Origin of the sequence: Cohnella sp. CFH 77786 (assembly GCF_019400745.1) — a bacterium.
Lineage (GTDB): Bacteria > Bacillota > Bacilli > Paenibacillales > Paenibacillaceae > Cohnella.
In genome coordinates, this window is record NZ_WJIB01000011.1 from 170,058 (window position 1) to 184,385 (window position 14,328).

The window sequence follows — 14,328 nt, forward strand, 5'->3', positions numbered from 1 at the left end:
TTTCTGCGAATGGCCGGGGGCTAGGTTACGAGTTTGACTTTATAATGACGAAGCCAGAATTCCATCTGAAGCAAATACGCGAACAGCTGAGGACCGGACATCAGTTGCCCGAACCAAGGCAAGTGCGAGGAGGCGTCCGTCTGCGCGGCGATTTCCCTGACCCGCCCGGCGTCGATCAAGGGCAGCAGGGGAGAGGCGGGATCGTCCAGCCGCTCCAGCAAGCGGGTTCGAACCGCGGACAAGTAGTTGGGATTATGGGTTTTCGGATACGGGCTTTTCTTGCGGTAGAGCACATCGTGGGGCAGAACGCCCTCCAGGGCTTTCCGGAGCACCCCTTTTTCCCTGTTCCCGGTCATTTTGATTTCCCAGGGGATGTTCCATACGTATTCGACGAGCCGATGGTCGCAGTAGGGCACGCGGACCTCCAGACCGACGGCCATGCTCATCCGGTCTTTCCGGTCGAGCAGCGTCGGCATGAATCTCGTGATGTTGAGGTAGGACATGCGACGCATGTTCCGCCGTTGCGAATCTTCGCCTTCCAGGTGCGGCACTTCCGCGACGGCCTGGGCATACCGGTCTCCCAAGTACTCTTCCGGCCGGAGAGCTTGCCGCAATTCGGGAGAGAGCAGACCGGTCCGAAGTCCGGCTGCCAGCGACCAGGGAAACGTCTCCGCCTCCAAGGCGTCTTGCCGGTGAAACCAGGGGTAACCGCCGAAGATTTCGTCCGCCGCTTCGCCGGATATGGCGACGGTGGCGTTCTTCTTGATTTCCCGGCAGAACAGGTAGAGGGAAGCGTCAATGTCTGCCATGCCGGGCAAATCCTTCGCCAGGACGGCGGCTTCCAGCGCTTCGACCAATTCGGGCGTGTCGAACTGGACGCCGTGATGAACCGTGGACAGGTGCCGGCTCATGCGCTCGATCCAAGGCGCGTCGGCGTTGGGCTGGAAGTCGTGCGCCTGAAAATGCTTGTCATTGTCTACGTAATCGACGGAAAAGGTATGAACTTGACCTTGCCCTGTTCTTCCGTAATAGCGGACGGCGAGGGCGGTAAGCGCGCTGGAATCGAGACCGCCCGACAGCAGCGTGCACACCGGTACGTCCGAAACGAGCTGACGTTCCAGCGTGTCGGCCAGCAACTCCCCGACGCAACGCGCGGTCTCCTCCGCGTCATGCTCGTGGGGCCGGCTTTCGAGCCTCCAATAAGCGGCGGTCCGCAAACCGTCGCGGTCGTACGTCAAGCAATGCCCCGGCAGCAGCTCCCGGAAGCCGCGCCATACCCCATGGCCGGGCGTTCGGGCCGGCCCGATGACGAACAGCTCCGCCAAGCCTTCCGCATCGACTTCGGGCGTAACATCCGGGTGAGCCAGGATCGCTTTCGGCTCCGATCCGAACAGCAGCCTTCCCTCCGAATGGAGATAAAAAAGCGGTTTGACGCCAAGCCGGTCCCGTGCCATGAACAGCGTTTCCTCGTCCGTTCTCCAAATCGCGAACGCGAAGATCCCGTTGAATTTGTCGACGCATGCCGGTCCCCATTCCACATAGCTGAGCAGCAGCACTTCGGTGTCGCACGTGGTGCGGAAGCGGTAGCCGAGCCCGGCCAGCTCGTTTCGCAGCTCGGTCGCGTTGTAGAGCTCGCCGTTATAGACGACGACGCAATCTTGGTCTTCCGCGGACTTGACCGGCCGAACCATCGGCTGCGCCCCGTTCGCGGGGTCGATCACGCTCAGTCTCCGATGCCCGAACGCACAGTGACGGGACAACCAGGTGCCCGAGGCGTCCGGTCCGCGCAGCTCCAGGGTCTCGGTCATTTTCTCGATCGTGTCGGCTCGTTTCGTCAAATCCTCGTTCCAGTCGATCCATCCGGTGATGCCGCACATGGGCTTTTCCTCCTCCCGCTGTAGGACCGATCAACCGATCATAAGATGGATATGCGGAAAAAGGGATAACATGTATGTCCGGGGGGAGAAAATACGTATCGAACCGTGTCGGAAGGGAGCGAAGCGCAGAGTCATGCAAGACGAACGCAAAACGTACTACGTATCCGTCGGAGCGGGGCAGGTGCTGGAGGATAAGGAGGCGGCCGCATTCGAATTCGAAATCCGCGCGAACGAAGAGGAGCTGAACAAGCTCCAGGAGCTGTTCGAGGAAACTTCCAGCGCGGACGAGGCGGCGGGGCTGCATTTCATGGGGCCGATCACGGTCGAAAGCGCCGAAGACCGAAACTCGGATTACGACGCGCAGATTCAACAAATCTACGAATGGATCCATCAATTGGGGACGGAACGAACGAAACGGCATATCGAATCGATGGGCATTCTGGATCCGCAGCACGGGCGGGATCCCGTCGTGCCGTCATGTTGACGGTCCGGCAAGCGTCGTTCCGGGGAATCCGGGACTCAGGAGGCCGGCGGCTGGCGGAAGTCGAGGTGCGGACAGGTCCAGGAAACCAGGCGTTGCTCGCCTATTTCCGGGAAGGACCGAAGGGGTACCAGCTCGTCAGGGTGCTCGCCAACGACGCCGACACCGAGACGGATTGGTTCGATAACGCCCAGCATGAAGCGTTCCGCGACGTGACGATGCAATGGTTTCACGGCCCCAGTCATGCGGGAGGGGATGACCGCAACGCGTTCGCCGAGCAAGTGCTCGATACCGGCGGGGTGCGGGCAGACCTGGACTTGCATTTCGGCCGCGGCGGGAGGTGAACGGGGGCATGCCCGAACGTTTCAAGAAAAACAAAGGCAACATGATCCGCAGCCGGGGAGAAGAGTTCGTGGAGGAGACGCTGCGAAAAAACGTCAAACATCCGGCCCAGAACAACCCGTCCGAAGAAGCGCAAAGATAAACCGTTTTCTGCACCCAATCGGCGGCTCAGGGGTTCTCCTTGCGAGGGAGAGCCCTGCTTGTTTTTGGCAGAGCGGTGATGCACGAAACAGAATTTGGACTGGCTCCGGAATCGGAAGGCTAGGCGCTTGACAGCTAATCTTCCAAAAGCGAGCGTTCGAGCGTCTGCGGATCGGTGAGCCGGATCATTTTGTCCCGGATTTCGATCAACCCTTTGTCTTGCAAGTCCTGCAGCACTTTGGACACCGTTTCGCGGACGGCGCCGACCATGTCGGCCAGCTGCTGATGGGTGATTTTTACGGGAATCCGGCTGCCCCCGTACTCCTCGCTCAAATACAGCAGTCGTTTGATGATCCGCGTTCTGACGTTGAGGAAAGTCAGGTCGTAGATTTGCTGGTTCGCCCTGCGAAGCCGCTCCATCGTATAGTCCAGCAGATGGAACGCCAGATTGCGGTCTTGTTCGATCAGCGTTTGGAAATCGACCCGGCGCAGCGCGTAGAGACGCGTGGCCATCAAAGTCTCGGCCGTCGCCGAGCGGACCAGACCCGGCTTGAGCAGGGCCATTTCACCAAAATACTCGCCTTCCCGAAGGAACGCGAGCGTCACTTTCTTTGCCTTATCGAACGTATAGATGCTGACGGCGCCGGAGCCGATGAAATAAATTTCGTCGCCATCGTCGCCTTCGAGAAAGATGATCTCCCCTTTTCTCAGTTTTTTCACGAACATCAGGGGGACGATCCTCTCCAGCAGCGCCGGTTCGATTTCCCGGAAAAAAGGAATGGACATGCGCAGTTTCGCCGCGTCGATCGCCATCTCCATTCCTCCTCTAAATCGCTCATGGATTTGCGGGTTGCGCGCGTTCGATCCTCAAGGTGGGATGCCGCATCAGGTCGATGCGGCCGCCGGTGGCCCGCAGTTGAACGACGGGGCGGTTCGGGTTCGCCGGATTCGTCTCGATGACGGTTCCTTCCAGGTTGCCGGTCAGCTTTACGGCCGTTCCGACGGGATAAGGCTCGAATATTCGGAGGAAGGCGCGAACCACTCCATAGTCGTACGAGGTATCTATTTTCGACATTACGTAGTCAAATCCTTCTTCGGGCAGCCGCGGGGTTAACGAACGGTTCATGAAATCGTCGAATTCGCAGGCGACGGCGCAAATTTGGGAAGCTTCCCGAAAGGCCCGGCCGCGTATGCCTTGGGGGAATCCTCGTCCGTCGATCCTCTCGTGGTGCTGCAGGACGATTTGCAGCGCATTCGTCGGGATGCCGGGCACCTTGCGCAAAATATCGAAGCCGATCAAAGGATGGTTCATAACCAGCTTGTCCTCCAGGGGGACTGCCAATCCGATGTCGTGCAGCAGGCTCCCGATCGCTACCTCCCGGAGCAGCCGCTCCCCATATCCGAGCGCTTTTGCCGTCAGCATGGATAGGAAACACACGTTCAGGCTGTGAGCGATCAGCTCCTCCTGATCCATCGTCAGGTCGCCGGGGCCTAACTTGAAGTCTGGTTTCTCCGTGACGATGCCGGACAGATGCTCGGCCCAGTCGAACAGCGGTTTGGCGGGGAAAGTACCGTTCCGGCGGATGGCCTGGAAGCAGCGGTCCAGCAGTTCTCCGGTAACGGCGCGCAGGTTCCGTTTCCAATCCCTTCCGGCAGAGCCGGACCCGTTATCCGAAATTTCCACGTATATGTAGTTTAGTCCCAGACGTTTGATGCCTTCGATCATCCGGTCGTTCAATCGGATTCCTTGTTTGAGCAACAGGCGGCCGTCCCCCGAGTACAACCCTCTGCCCAACCGGTCTCCATCCTTCAATTCGTGAACGGGGACGAGCAGCATATTCATCACTCCACGGCCCGGCATCCCGGGCATTCTCTCGTTTCTGAGAATAGGGTAGCACAACGTTCCCCGCGGTTTCTGTAACCGAGGTTACAAAACGTGTCGAATGGTGGAGGCGAATGGTAGGAATGCGGGAAACGATCATCGTCAGCCGGCCGTTTTTGAAAAATAAATCAATCCGGGGATCGCGAGGACGGCCATTAGAAATATCCCTAAAACGATGTAGATGACCCTGACAAAGATAAAAAGGATTCCCATGAACTTGTCGCCGGCGATGATCGCTTTTTCAGGAAGAAAGCCCTCGAGGGCTTTCCATAAATGCGAAAACAATTCCTTCAAACTTTTCCAACCGCCGGAAGGATGGATGCCTTCCACCATCAACGTTAAACTTAGAAGGAAGACGAAAACAACCGCCAATAAGGCCACATAGCCTTGTCGTTCGAGTTTGCCGTTTAAGCTGCTGATAAACACGGCGGCTAAGGAAATCATGGCGGCAGCAGCTAGTGGCCATCGGAGCCGGGATTTCATCACTCCCTTTTCGAGCATTTCCCACAGTTTTCGCAGCATCGCCGACCCTCCTTTTCTTCAGTAAGATTGCAGGCTGTCGGACTTTTTTGCCGACTGAACCAAGCCGCTGGCCACCTGCCGGCCGGGTTAAGTGGGTGTCACCGGCTTAAGTCACAATTATCGCTCTTATCCGTAACGTTTCATGAAATCCAGCGATGGCCGCAGGTCCCTGGAGAAGAATAGACTGTGGAACGGGCTGGCGTAGAATGATTTCGCTCGATTGCTTCTGGTCCTAGGTTGCCCAATCGCGGGAGTTCTTGTCGGATGAATGGATCCCAACAAAAATACCTCCTGCGGAAGATTTGCTTAATCTTCGCAAGAGGTATCGAATATTCGTATGTAATGGCGTCCCGGAAGGGATTCGAACCCCCGACCGACGGCTTAGAAGGCCGTTGCTCTATCCAGCTGAGCTACCGGGACGCAGCTTGATTAGTGTACCATAAGCCGCCTGTCCCGCTCAAGTGGATATTGAGGGAAATACAAAATCAACCGTAAAGCAGCTTAGGCGAAATCTCGGCATGTGAATATTTACGTTAGGTACAGTTACACGTTTGTGACAAAAGAACTGTTAAACATCATCAATTTCGTCATTATGCCGAAAAAACGTCATATTTATTTACATAATAGTAACGCGGTCGTATTCTAATTTCTAATTTACCAATAGGAAGAGGGAGAGTACGACATGAAAAAAGGGCTATGGTTGTTGATGACTCTTGCATTCATCCTGGCGACAGCTTGCTCCAAATCCGGCACGACCGGCGAAAGCACGGCGGCGACCGCTTCAGCATCCTCAGATGCGCCGGCGTCTTCTCCTTCCGCAAGCGAATCCGCGGAGGCCCAAAAGCTGCCTCGCGTCGCGTTCGTGTACATCGGCGTTCCCGGCGACGGAGGCTGGACCTACCAGCACGACCAAGGGAGAATCATGCTGGAGAAGGAGCTCGGCATCAAGGCGACCGTTGTCGAGAACGTGCCGGAAGGCGCGGACGCGGAGAGAGTTTTCACCGAACTTGCGCAAAACCACGACATCGTCATCGGAACCAGCTTCGGATATATGGACCCGATGTACAACGTCGCCCAGAAATTCCCGAAAGTCAAATTCCTGCATGCGACGGGCTACAAAACGCTGCCGAACATGGCGACTTACATGGGCAGGGAATATCAAAGCGCGTATTTGGTCGGCATGGCCGCAGGCAAGATGACGAAGAACAACCGCATCGGCTATGTTGGGGCGTACCCGATCCCGGAAGTCATTTACACGATCAACGCTTTTACGCTGGGGGCCCAAAGCGTCAATCCGAACGTCGAGGTTGGCGTCGTGTGGTCCAACACCTGGTTCGATCCGACCGTCGAGCGGCAAGCCGCCCTGAGCCTGCTGGATAAAGGAGTAGACATTCTGGCCGCGTACCAGGACTCGCCGGCCGGACTTGAAGCGGCGGCTGAGAGGGGGAAATTCGGCATCGGCAACGATTCCGACATGAGCCGGTATGCCCCGGATTATTACATTTCGAACAACGTATTCAACTGGGGGCCATATTACGTAAGCGCGGTGAAGAGCCTGATGGACGGCACCTGGCAGACGGGCAGCTACTGGGGAACGATGAAGGACGGAATCGTCGACATCGCCCCGCTCGGGAAGAACGTTCCTCAAGACGTGAAAGATCTGGTGGAAGCCAAGCGCAAACAAATCATGGACGGAAGCTTTACTGTATTCAGCGGCAGGATCCTCGACCAGGAAGGCAAGGAGAGGCTGGGAGAAGGAGCGGTCATGAAGGACGAGGACATCCTGAACATGAACTGGTTCGTCAAAGGAATTACCGGAACGATACCGAAATAACCGATAGAGGAGGTGGCGGCCGTGTCTGCACCGATACGGGATCCGGCGCTGTGGCGGGAATGGCATCCCGTTGCCTTATCATCCAAATTGGGGACCCAGCCGCAGCAAGTGAAAGTATTGGGCGAGAACGTCGTCCTGTTCCGGACTCGCGACGGCGTTCGGGCGATGCGGGATTTGTGCATCCACCGCGGGGTACCGTTGTCGCTGGGCCGGGTGGAGAACGATCGGCTCCTCTGCGCTTACCACGGGTGGCAGTACGACGGCAGCGGGGCGTGCGTCTGCATCCCTGCTTTGCCGGCCGGACAGACGATTCCGCCGAAGGCCAGAACGCCCCGTTTCGAGTGCGTGGAGAGGATAGGCTTCATCTGGGTATGTCTGGGAGAGCCGAAGGAGCCGGAGCCTCCGTACGCGAAGTATGGAGAAGAAGGCTTGATTCCCCTGCGGATGGGACCGTACCCGGTGAACGCCTCGGCTCCGCGCGTCGTCGAAAATTTCCTTGACGTGTCCCATTTGATGTTCGTCCATGAAGGGCTATTGGGCGATAGCGCCTACTCCGAAATCAATGACTACGAAATGTCGGAAACGGACGGAGTGATCCGCTCGGGCGAGATCGCCGTATATCAACCGGATCCGGACGGGCGCGGCCAGGGCGTGACCAGCATCTACGTATACGAGATTTTCGGTCCGATGGCCGTCAGGCTCGTGAAACGCGCGTTAGGAACGGACGAAAAGTTCCATTTGTTCCTGTTCGTGCTGCCGGAATCGGAGACGGCTTGCACGGCGTTTATGCTGCAATTGAGGAACTACGGCGCGGACGTGCCGGACGAAGTGTTCGTCGAATTCCAGGACCGCTTGCTGGAACAGGATAAGGTCATCGTGGAGCACCAGAAGCCGGAGCTGCTCCCGCTCGATCTGCAGGCGGAGTTGCATCTGAAATGCGACAGAGTCAGCATCGCTTACCGCCGTAAGTTGAAGGAGTTGGGCGTTACGTTCGGAACGGAATGAACCGGACATGACTTGAATGTCGAAGGAGATGGTGGCCGTGGGTGCATCAGCAGGATTCGAGAGGGAGCCGCTTCACCGAATGTTGACGGAGCTGACGGCGGTTGCCCGCGGCAACCGCCCGGCAAGCTTGGTTGTCCGGGGCGGCATTCTCGTCAACGTCTGTTCGGGAGAACTGCTGGAAGGAATGTCGGTCGCGTTCGCCGGTTCGCGTATCGCTTACGTCGGCCGGGACGTCTCGCATGCGATCGGAGAAGGGACCCGGATCGTCGAGGCGGACGGGCGATACATCGCGCCCGGGTTGCTCGATGGACATTGCCATATCGAAAGCACGCAAATGACGGCGTCCTCCTTCGCCCGGGCCGTGCTTCCCCGAGGGACGACGGGCGGCTTCTTCGACCCGCACGAGATCGCCAACGTGCTCGGGCTCGAAGGAATCCGCTTGATGCTGGAGGAAGCCCGCACGACCCCGCTGGCCGCGTACCTGCAGGCCCCATCCTGCGTTCCGTCGGCCGGAGCGGAGTTCGAGACGGCCGGGGCTTCGCTGGGGCCGGCGGAAATCGAAGAGGCGCTGTCCTGGGGGCGGGACGTCATCGGACTCGGCGAAGTGATGAACTTTCCGGGCGTCGTGTACGGGGACGAACGTATGCTGGGAGAGATCGCAGCTGCGCTTCGCGCCGGCAAAATCGTGGACGGCCATTTCACGTGGCCCGCGTCGGATTGGCGTCTGCCTGTCTACGCGGCCGCGGGCGTCAGCGGCGATCACGAATGCGTAACGCCGGATGACGTCGCGGAGCGGGTGCGGCTCGGCATGTACGCCAAAATGCGCCAAGGCTCCGCGTGGCAGGATGTCGCCCGGACGATACGCGCGCATACGGAACGGGGAATCGATCCCCGCCGCATGATGCTCGTCACCGACGACCGAAGCGCGGAATCCCTGCTCGACGAAGGCCATATGGATTTCGTCGTGCGACTGGCCATCCGCCAGGGCGTCAAACCGGTGACCGCTTTCCAGATGGCGACTCTGAATACGGCGGAGCGGTTCGGCGTGGCGAGGGACGTCGGTTCCGTCACTCCGGGGACGTTCGGCGACGTCATTCTGCTGGACGGAGCGCTGGCCGACGTGAACGTGAGCATTACGATCGCCGCGGGACGGATCGTGGCGGAGAACGGTCGGATGACGGCGGATTGGCCGGCCTTCGCCTATCCCCCTGCCGCAAGGCACACCGTGCGAGTCGGAAAGGAACTCGGCGAAGGCGATTTCCGGATCCCGGCTCCTGTCGATTCCGGGATGCTGACGGCCCGGGCGATCGAACCGATCGAAAACCAGACCGAGACCCGGGAGCGTTTCGTTCAGGTGAAGGCGGAGAAGGGGGCGGTACGCCTAGATCCGTCGTCCGGGCTATGCAAGATCGCCGTTTTCGAACGCCACTTCGCCAGCGGCGGCAAGTCGGTCGCGCTGCTGGCGGGGGTCGGTTTCGACCGTCCGGCCGCCATCGCCATGACCGTCGCGCACGACAGCCATAACCTGCTGGTTGTCGGCAACGACGACGGGCTTATGTCGGCCGCGGCCAATTCCGTCATCTCTTGTCAGGGAGGCATTTCGGTGGTGGGCGCGGGAGAGCCCGTATTGTTCGAGCTCCCGGTAGCCGGCCTTATGTCCGATGCCGATCCGGAGTCGGTCGCGGAGCGGTCCCGTGCCGTCGGGCAGGCGCTGAAGGACGTCGGCTGCCGGCTGAATTCGGCGCTGATGACCCTGTCGCTGCTCGCGCTGGTCGTGATTCCGGAGCTGAGGCTGTCGGACAAAGGCTTGGTCCGCATTTCGCCCGACGGGATCCGGAGAGTGTCGCTGTTCCCGGATTTCGAGGAATAGCGGTTCCCGAAACTTTCAAAGATTTTGATCGGCCCCTCAGGCTTCCCGGCCTTTCGGGCCTTTTTTCATGGTCGCCGCTTGGTAAGACGTAGGAGCTGCTTTCATCGTCCGCGGAGGTCTGCCGAACTGAACCATGCAGCGCAATACGCGATTCCCGTTGTCGTAATCGCATTGGTCTGCGGCGGCCGGCGGCCCGGACCCGATGCGGCAGAACGCTAGAGACCCTTGGACCGCCGGAATCTTTTTCGTTGTCGTCACGTATTACCTCGGCTTTTACTCCTGCGTACTTCGGCAAGGCCGAAGCGTCGAGGCGGAAACGCGCGGTTCGGATGCATAAAATGGAAAAAAAGAACCCTTGCGCCGCAAGGGTTCTTCGTTCATACAACAAATTCGACGAACTCCGGGGAGCGCAGCGTCCCCGCACGCGTCCAGTTCCGGAACCGAACGCGGGCTTTGATGCTCGGCTGGACATAAACGAAATTCCGGTCCTCGCCGGTGACGATGCTCTTCGAAACGCCGTAGAATGCGTTTCTGTGCGCGGAAGGGACGGCCAATTCCATAACTCCGAGCGGTATGCCTTGATGCTGCAGGAGCCAACCGAACTGGTTTTTCCGATAACCGGCGATCGTCACGTCGGCGTACTGGTAATGGATGATTTTGATCCACGCCGGATCCCGTCGGCCGAAGTACCGGCTGTCCTTCTTCTTGGCCACCATTCCCTCGAGCCGCTTTTCGCAGATAGCTTCGAACATCGACACCCCCGAGCCTTCAACATGGATCACCCGGGAAAAATGATGGTTCTCGTCGAGAACCCGGGCAAGCAGCGCCTTTCTGTCCGTCAACGGCCGCCCGCGGAGATCTTCGCCTTTGTAGCGGAGGAGATCGAACGCAAAGAAGATCGCGGGCCGCCGAACGCGGGCTTGCATGATCGCCATCGGCTTACGGGTTAAAAAACGTTTCTGGATGAGTTCGAAGTCGATCGTTCCCGTGTCGGGGTTTACGCATGCGACCTCGCCGTCCAGAACGGCGTCGGAGTTATCTTCGATCGGGACGTTGTGCAGCTCCGGATACTGAGCCGTAACGTCCAGGCAGCTTCTGGTGAATAGCTGCGTTTTGCCGTTTTCGATGGAGACGATCATTCGGTGACCGTCGATTTTCGGTTCGAATAAGTACCGGTCATCGTCGAACGGCTTCTCTTGTTTTTCCAGCAGCATCGGGGGCAAGAACATCGGACATACCACCATTCTATAAACAATGATATACCGATTGTAGCACTCGGAATTTACCTTGTGACTCGGTAAGTTTTTGCATGGAAGGAAATGCGCGGGATCCGGAATCGAATATGAAGAGGTAAACGGTTTCCGAAATCGAAAGGGTCAAAACCCGCTTTTGGCGGGTTAGGTTCGAAGTGGAACGCAGCCTCGGACAATAAGAAAAGAAGCCTTGCTTATCAAGGCTTCACGGTTATGTTCTTATGGAGCGGGTGAAGGGAATCGAACCCTCGCCTCAAGCTTGGGAAGCTGGCGTTCTACCATTGAACTACACCCGCGCGTTCGTGTGGAGCAAGAGATATAATAGCACAGACGTACGTGGGAATCAACGGTCTCGTGATCTTGCTCAAAACAGGCTCTATTTTATCCGCCTCCACCATTCGCATCCCGCCAATCGCATTCCGGCCAACCGACTAACCGAACCTCGCCGATCGCCCCCTCACGCCAACTGCCCCCACACGAGCCGGATCGCATTCCCCTGCTCCCTTTTCCTTTTGCGGAAGACTTCGTGTTATAATGCGGGGGACCGAACCTGCGGCCGTTCGCCGCCCGGAAGGGGATTCGCGATGTCCGACCGCACCAATGACAACTTGGTGTTGTTTCCGAAAACGCTGGACTACTATCAAATCAAATTAACGAAAATGCTGGAGACGGAGCGTTACGGCGACGCCAAGGAGCTGCTCGCGTTTCTGCTTCTTTGCCGCGGGGATGCGGAACGCCACCATACGGAATGGCAAGCGCTTCTCGGATGGCTGGAAGCGGCTTTCCCTTATGCGGAGGCGACCGGCAATGCCGAATCCGCCTTCGATGGCGAGCCGGATGAGGAGGAGGAATTATCGGAATCCGATTGGGTTCGCAAACGGGTGGAGGATCGCTCGCACCAGGACGCCGAATATGTTCCCCGTCTGCTCAGAACCCTTCGGGAAGAGGGGGATCCCGAGCAGCAGATGCTGGTCATCGGCCAGCTTCTCCACGTGGTCCATCCGGATGTGGAGCCTGCTTTGCGGGAATGGCTCGCGGGACGGGAACGTCATCCTTCCGTGCAGTTCAAAGCCTTGCAGGCACTCCGCAAGCAAGGCGCATCCGGTTCCGCTGCGGTGATGAGGGAGGGGGAAATCCTGTCGCTCGATATCGGGGATACGCCGCTGGCGTTCTCGGAATTCCCGCAGGCCATTCTATCGGTCATCGAGCGGGTGCGGCAGGCGGCGGAAGTTTCCGATCCCACGCTGGCGTATTTCTCGGAAGAAATGTGGAAGGAATGCGTGCAAGCTGCCTACGGCACTCCGATCTACGCAACCATGACCGCGGACGACGACGGCTCATCGGACGTTTGGGCGGCGGCTCTCCACCAGTTTCTGCTGGAAAAGCTGCACGGGCAGACCGGGGATGAGGACGTCCGGGAGCACTACGGCATTACGGACGAGCTGCGCTTCCGATACGAACAGGCGCTCCGCTGGCTCCGCCATTACGGCGCGGAGCCTCCCTCCGTCCGGTGAAGGCGAAGGAATCCTCGCCTTGCGAAGGAACGGATGTTTGTATATAATGTAATAGTTTATGTCAAGGGGAGCCGTTCCAACGGCAAGAAGCAAAAGGTGAGAGTTTGACTTGGTCAAACTCCCGACAATAGTGGAGGGGAAAGTTACCATGAAAGCGAATTGGGAAAAAATAGAGAAAAACGTCGGCGTGCTCGACGTGGAAGTCGAAGCGGAGCAAGTCGCGGCCGCGTTGGACAAGGCGTTCAAGAAAGTCGTCGCCAAGGTCAACGTACCGGGATTCCGCAAAGGCAAAGTGCCGCGCACCATTTTCGAAGCGCGTTTCGGCGCGGAGAGCCTGTACCAGGACGCCATCGACATCCTGCTTCCGCAAGCCTATTCCGAAGCGGTCGAGCAGACGGGCATCGAGCCGGTTGACCGTCCGGAAGTGGACGTCGAGCAATTCGGCAAAGGCCAAACCTTTAAGTTCAAAGCCAAAGTCACGGTTAAACCCGAAGTCAAACTCGGCGAGTATAAGGGGATCGAAACTCCGGCCGTCGATAGCGAAGTAACCGACGAAGAGATCAACATGGAACTCGAGCGTCTCCAGCAGCGACATGCGGAGCTGGTCGTCATCGACGAAGGTCCCGCCCAAATGGGCGACACGGCCGTCATCGACTTCGAAGGCTTCCTGGACGGCGTGCCGTTCGAAGGCGGCAAAGGCGAGCGCTATTCGCTCGAACTCGGCTCCGGTTCGTTCATTCCCGGATTCGAAGAGCAAGTCGCCGGCCTTAACATCGCCGAAGAGAAGGACATTAATGTCACGTTCCCGGAGAATTACCATGCCGAGAACCTGGCCGGCAAGCCGGTCGTATTCAAGGTCAAGCTTCACGAGATCAAGCGCAAGAACCTTCCGGCCCTCGACGACGAGTTCGCGAAGGACGTCAGCGAATTCGATACGCTGGAGGAATACAAACAGGATTTGGCGGCAAAGCTGAAAGAACGCAAGGCCAAAGACGCGGAAATCGCCCGTGAGACGGCTGTGGTCGACAAAGCCGCCGAAGCCGCCGAAGTCGACGTTCCGGAAGTGATGATCGAGAACGAAATCGAGCAAATGATGAAGGATTTCGAGAGCCGCCTCCGCATGCAGGGCATGAACCTCGACCTGTACTACCAGTTCAGCGGGCAGAACAAAGAAGCGCTTAAAGAACAGATGAAAGCCGATGCTGCCAAACGCGTGCGCAACAATCTGGTTCTCGAAGCGATCGCGAAAGCCGAGAACTTGGAGATCGCCGAATCGGAGGTGGACGAGGAGCTCGAAAACCTGTCTAAGGTGTACAGCCGCCCGGTGGAAGAGCTTCGCAGCATTTTCTCTTCGAACGGCTACCTGGACACGCTGACTTCCGACCTGAAGGTCCGCAAAGCGGTGAAGTTCCTCGTCGAGCAGAGCAAAACGGCCTAAGGCCGACATAGGACAGACGGGATAAGGCACGTGTCGTTCGCGTGCCTTATTTTTCACCGGGGACGCAATAAACCGCTTCCCGATGGGCGGTTCGTCAACATGACATTCCGCTTTGAACGTGTTAGAATATTACCGATGATTCGAAGTCCACAATGAAAAGAGGTTGGTC

The 14,328-nt window shown here is 58.1% G+C and carries 14 protein-coding genes and 2 tRNA genes; 8 read left to right on the plus strand and 8 right to left on the minus strand.

Translation table 11 applies throughout. The annotated features are described in order from the left end of the window. Nucleotides 1-20: 20 nt before the first annotated feature. The gene (gene asnB / locus GE107_RS17420) at nucleotides 21-1,877 is read right to left on the minus strand and encodes an asparagine synthase (glutamine-hydrolyzing) (protein WP_219641260.1); all 1,857 of its coding nucleotides are present in this window, start codon (nucleotides 1,875-1,877) and stop codon (nucleotides 21-23) included. A 133-nt stretch (nucleotides 1,878-2,010) separates the two neighbouring features. Between asnB and GE107_RS17425 the strand changes: the two genes are divergently transcribed. From GE107_RS17425 to GE107_RS26655, 3 genes are read left to right on the plus strand one after another with little or no spacing between them, the layout of a single operon-like run. Further along, complete coding sequence (locus GE107_RS17425) at nucleotides 2,011-2,361, plus strand: hypothetical protein (protein ID WP_219641261.1); 351 nt, start codon at nucleotides 2,011-2,013, stop codon at nucleotides 2,359-2,361. Continuing rightward, a complete protein-coding gene (locus GE107_RS17430) occupies nucleotides 2,355-2,702 on the plus strand; it encodes a hypothetical protein (RefSeq protein WP_219641262.1) in 348 nt (115 codons plus the stop codon). Before GE107_RS17425 ends, GE107_RS17430 begins: the two co-directional genes overlap by 7 nt. A gap of 8 nt (nucleotides 2,703-2,710) precedes the next feature. Next, nucleotides 2,711-2,842, plus strand: a complete 132-nt coding sequence (locus GE107_RS26655) for a hypothetical protein (protein WP_255570570.1) — start codon at nucleotides 2,711-2,713, stop codon at nucleotides 2,840-2,842. Between the two features lie 134 nt (nucleotides 2,843-2,976). Here GE107_RS26655 and GE107_RS17435 read toward each other — a convergent pair whose 3' ends face one another. The 4 genes from GE107_RS17435 to GE107_RS17450 form a co-directional block, all read right to left on the minus strand. Further along, nucleotides 2,977-3,654, minus strand: coding sequence for a Crp/Fnr family transcriptional regulator (locus GE107_RS17435; protein WP_219641263.1), 678 nt, complete (start codon nucleotides 3,652-3,654; stop codon nucleotides 2,977-2,979). A gap of 22 nt (nucleotides 3,655-3,676) precedes the next feature. Then, complete coding sequence (locus tag GE107_RS17440; RefSeq protein ID WP_219641264.1) at nucleotides 3,677-4,702, minus strand: HD-GYP domain-containing protein; 1,026 nt, start codon at nucleotides 4,700-4,702, stop codon at nucleotides 3,677-3,679. Nucleotides 4,703-4,825: 123 nt separating this feature from the next. Beyond that, nucleotides 4,826-5,245: a hypothetical protein gene (locus GE107_RS17445; RefSeq protein ID WP_219641265.1), complete on the minus strand. Its 420-nt coding sequence runs from the start codon at nucleotides 5,243-5,245 to the stop codon at nucleotides 4,826-4,828. A 343-nt stretch (nucleotides 5,246-5,588) separates the two neighbouring features. Continuing rightward, nucleotides 5,589-5,665: transfer RNA gene (locus GE107_RS17450), tRNA-Arg, on the minus strand. A gap of 262 nt (nucleotides 5,666-5,927) precedes the next feature. On the opposite strand from GE107_RS17450, the gene GE107_RS17455 reads away from it, so the two are divergent. The 3 genes from GE107_RS17455 to GE107_RS17465 all read left to right on the plus strand — a co-directional run bounded on the left by GE107_RS17455 (nucleotide 5,928) and on the right by GE107_RS17465 (nucleotide 9,954). Then, nucleotides 5,928-7,079: a BMP family ABC transporter substrate-binding protein gene (locus GE107_RS17455; protein ID WP_219641266.1), complete on the plus strand. Its 1,152-nt coding sequence runs from the start codon at nucleotides 5,928-5,930 to the stop codon at nucleotides 7,077-7,079. A 21-nt stretch (nucleotides 7,080-7,100) separates the two neighbouring features. Continuing rightward, nucleotides 7,101-8,084 carry an aromatic ring-hydroxylating dioxygenase subunit alpha gene (locus tag GE107_RS17460; protein ID WP_370636446.1) on the plus strand — a complete coding sequence of 328 codons (984 nt, stop codon included), beginning with the start codon at nucleotides 7,101-7,103 and terminating at the stop codon, nucleotides 8,082-8,084. Between the two features lie 79 nt (nucleotides 8,085-8,163). Further along, complete coding sequence (locus GE107_RS17465; protein ID WP_255570587.1) at nucleotides 8,164-9,954, plus strand: adenine deaminase; 1,791 nt, start codon at nucleotides 8,164-8,166, stop codon at nucleotides 9,952-9,954. A gap of 36 nt (nucleotides 9,955-9,990) precedes the next feature. On the opposite strand, the gene GE107_RS17470 is transcribed toward GE107_RS17465, so the two are convergent. The 3 genes from GE107_RS17470 to GE107_RS17480 all read right to left on the minus strand — a co-directional run bounded on the left by GE107_RS17470 (nucleotide 9,991) and on the right by GE107_RS17480 (nucleotide 11,503). Next, nucleotides 9,991-10,212, minus strand: coding sequence for a hypothetical protein (locus GE107_RS17470; RefSeq protein ID WP_219641267.1), 222 nt, complete (start codon nucleotides 10,210-10,212; stop codon nucleotides 9,991-9,993). A 119-nt stretch (nucleotides 10,213-10,331) separates the two neighbouring features. Then, nucleotides 10,332-11,183, minus strand: a complete 852-nt coding sequence (locus tag GE107_RS17475) for an ATP-dependent DNA ligase (RefSeq protein WP_219641268.1) — start codon at nucleotides 11,181-11,183, stop codon at nucleotides 10,332-10,334. 246 nt (nucleotides 11,184-11,429) lie between these two features. After that, nucleotides 11,430-11,503, minus strand: a tRNA-Gly gene (locus GE107_RS17480). A 288-nt stretch (nucleotides 11,504-11,791) separates the two neighbouring features. Here GE107_RS17480 and GE107_RS17485 point away from each other — a divergent pair. Continuing rightward, nucleotides 11,792-12,721, plus strand: coding sequence for a HEAT repeat domain-containing protein (locus GE107_RS17485; RefSeq protein WP_219641269.1), 930 nt, complete (start codon nucleotides 11,792-11,794; stop codon nucleotides 12,719-12,721). 148 nt (nucleotides 12,722-12,869) lie between these two features. Next, entirely contained in the window at nucleotides 12,870-14,159 is a 1,290-nt protein-coding gene (tig, locus tag GE107_RS17490) for a trigger factor (RefSeq protein ID WP_219641270.1), read from the plus strand. The last annotated feature ends 169 nt before the right edge of the window (nucleotides 14,160-14,328 follow it).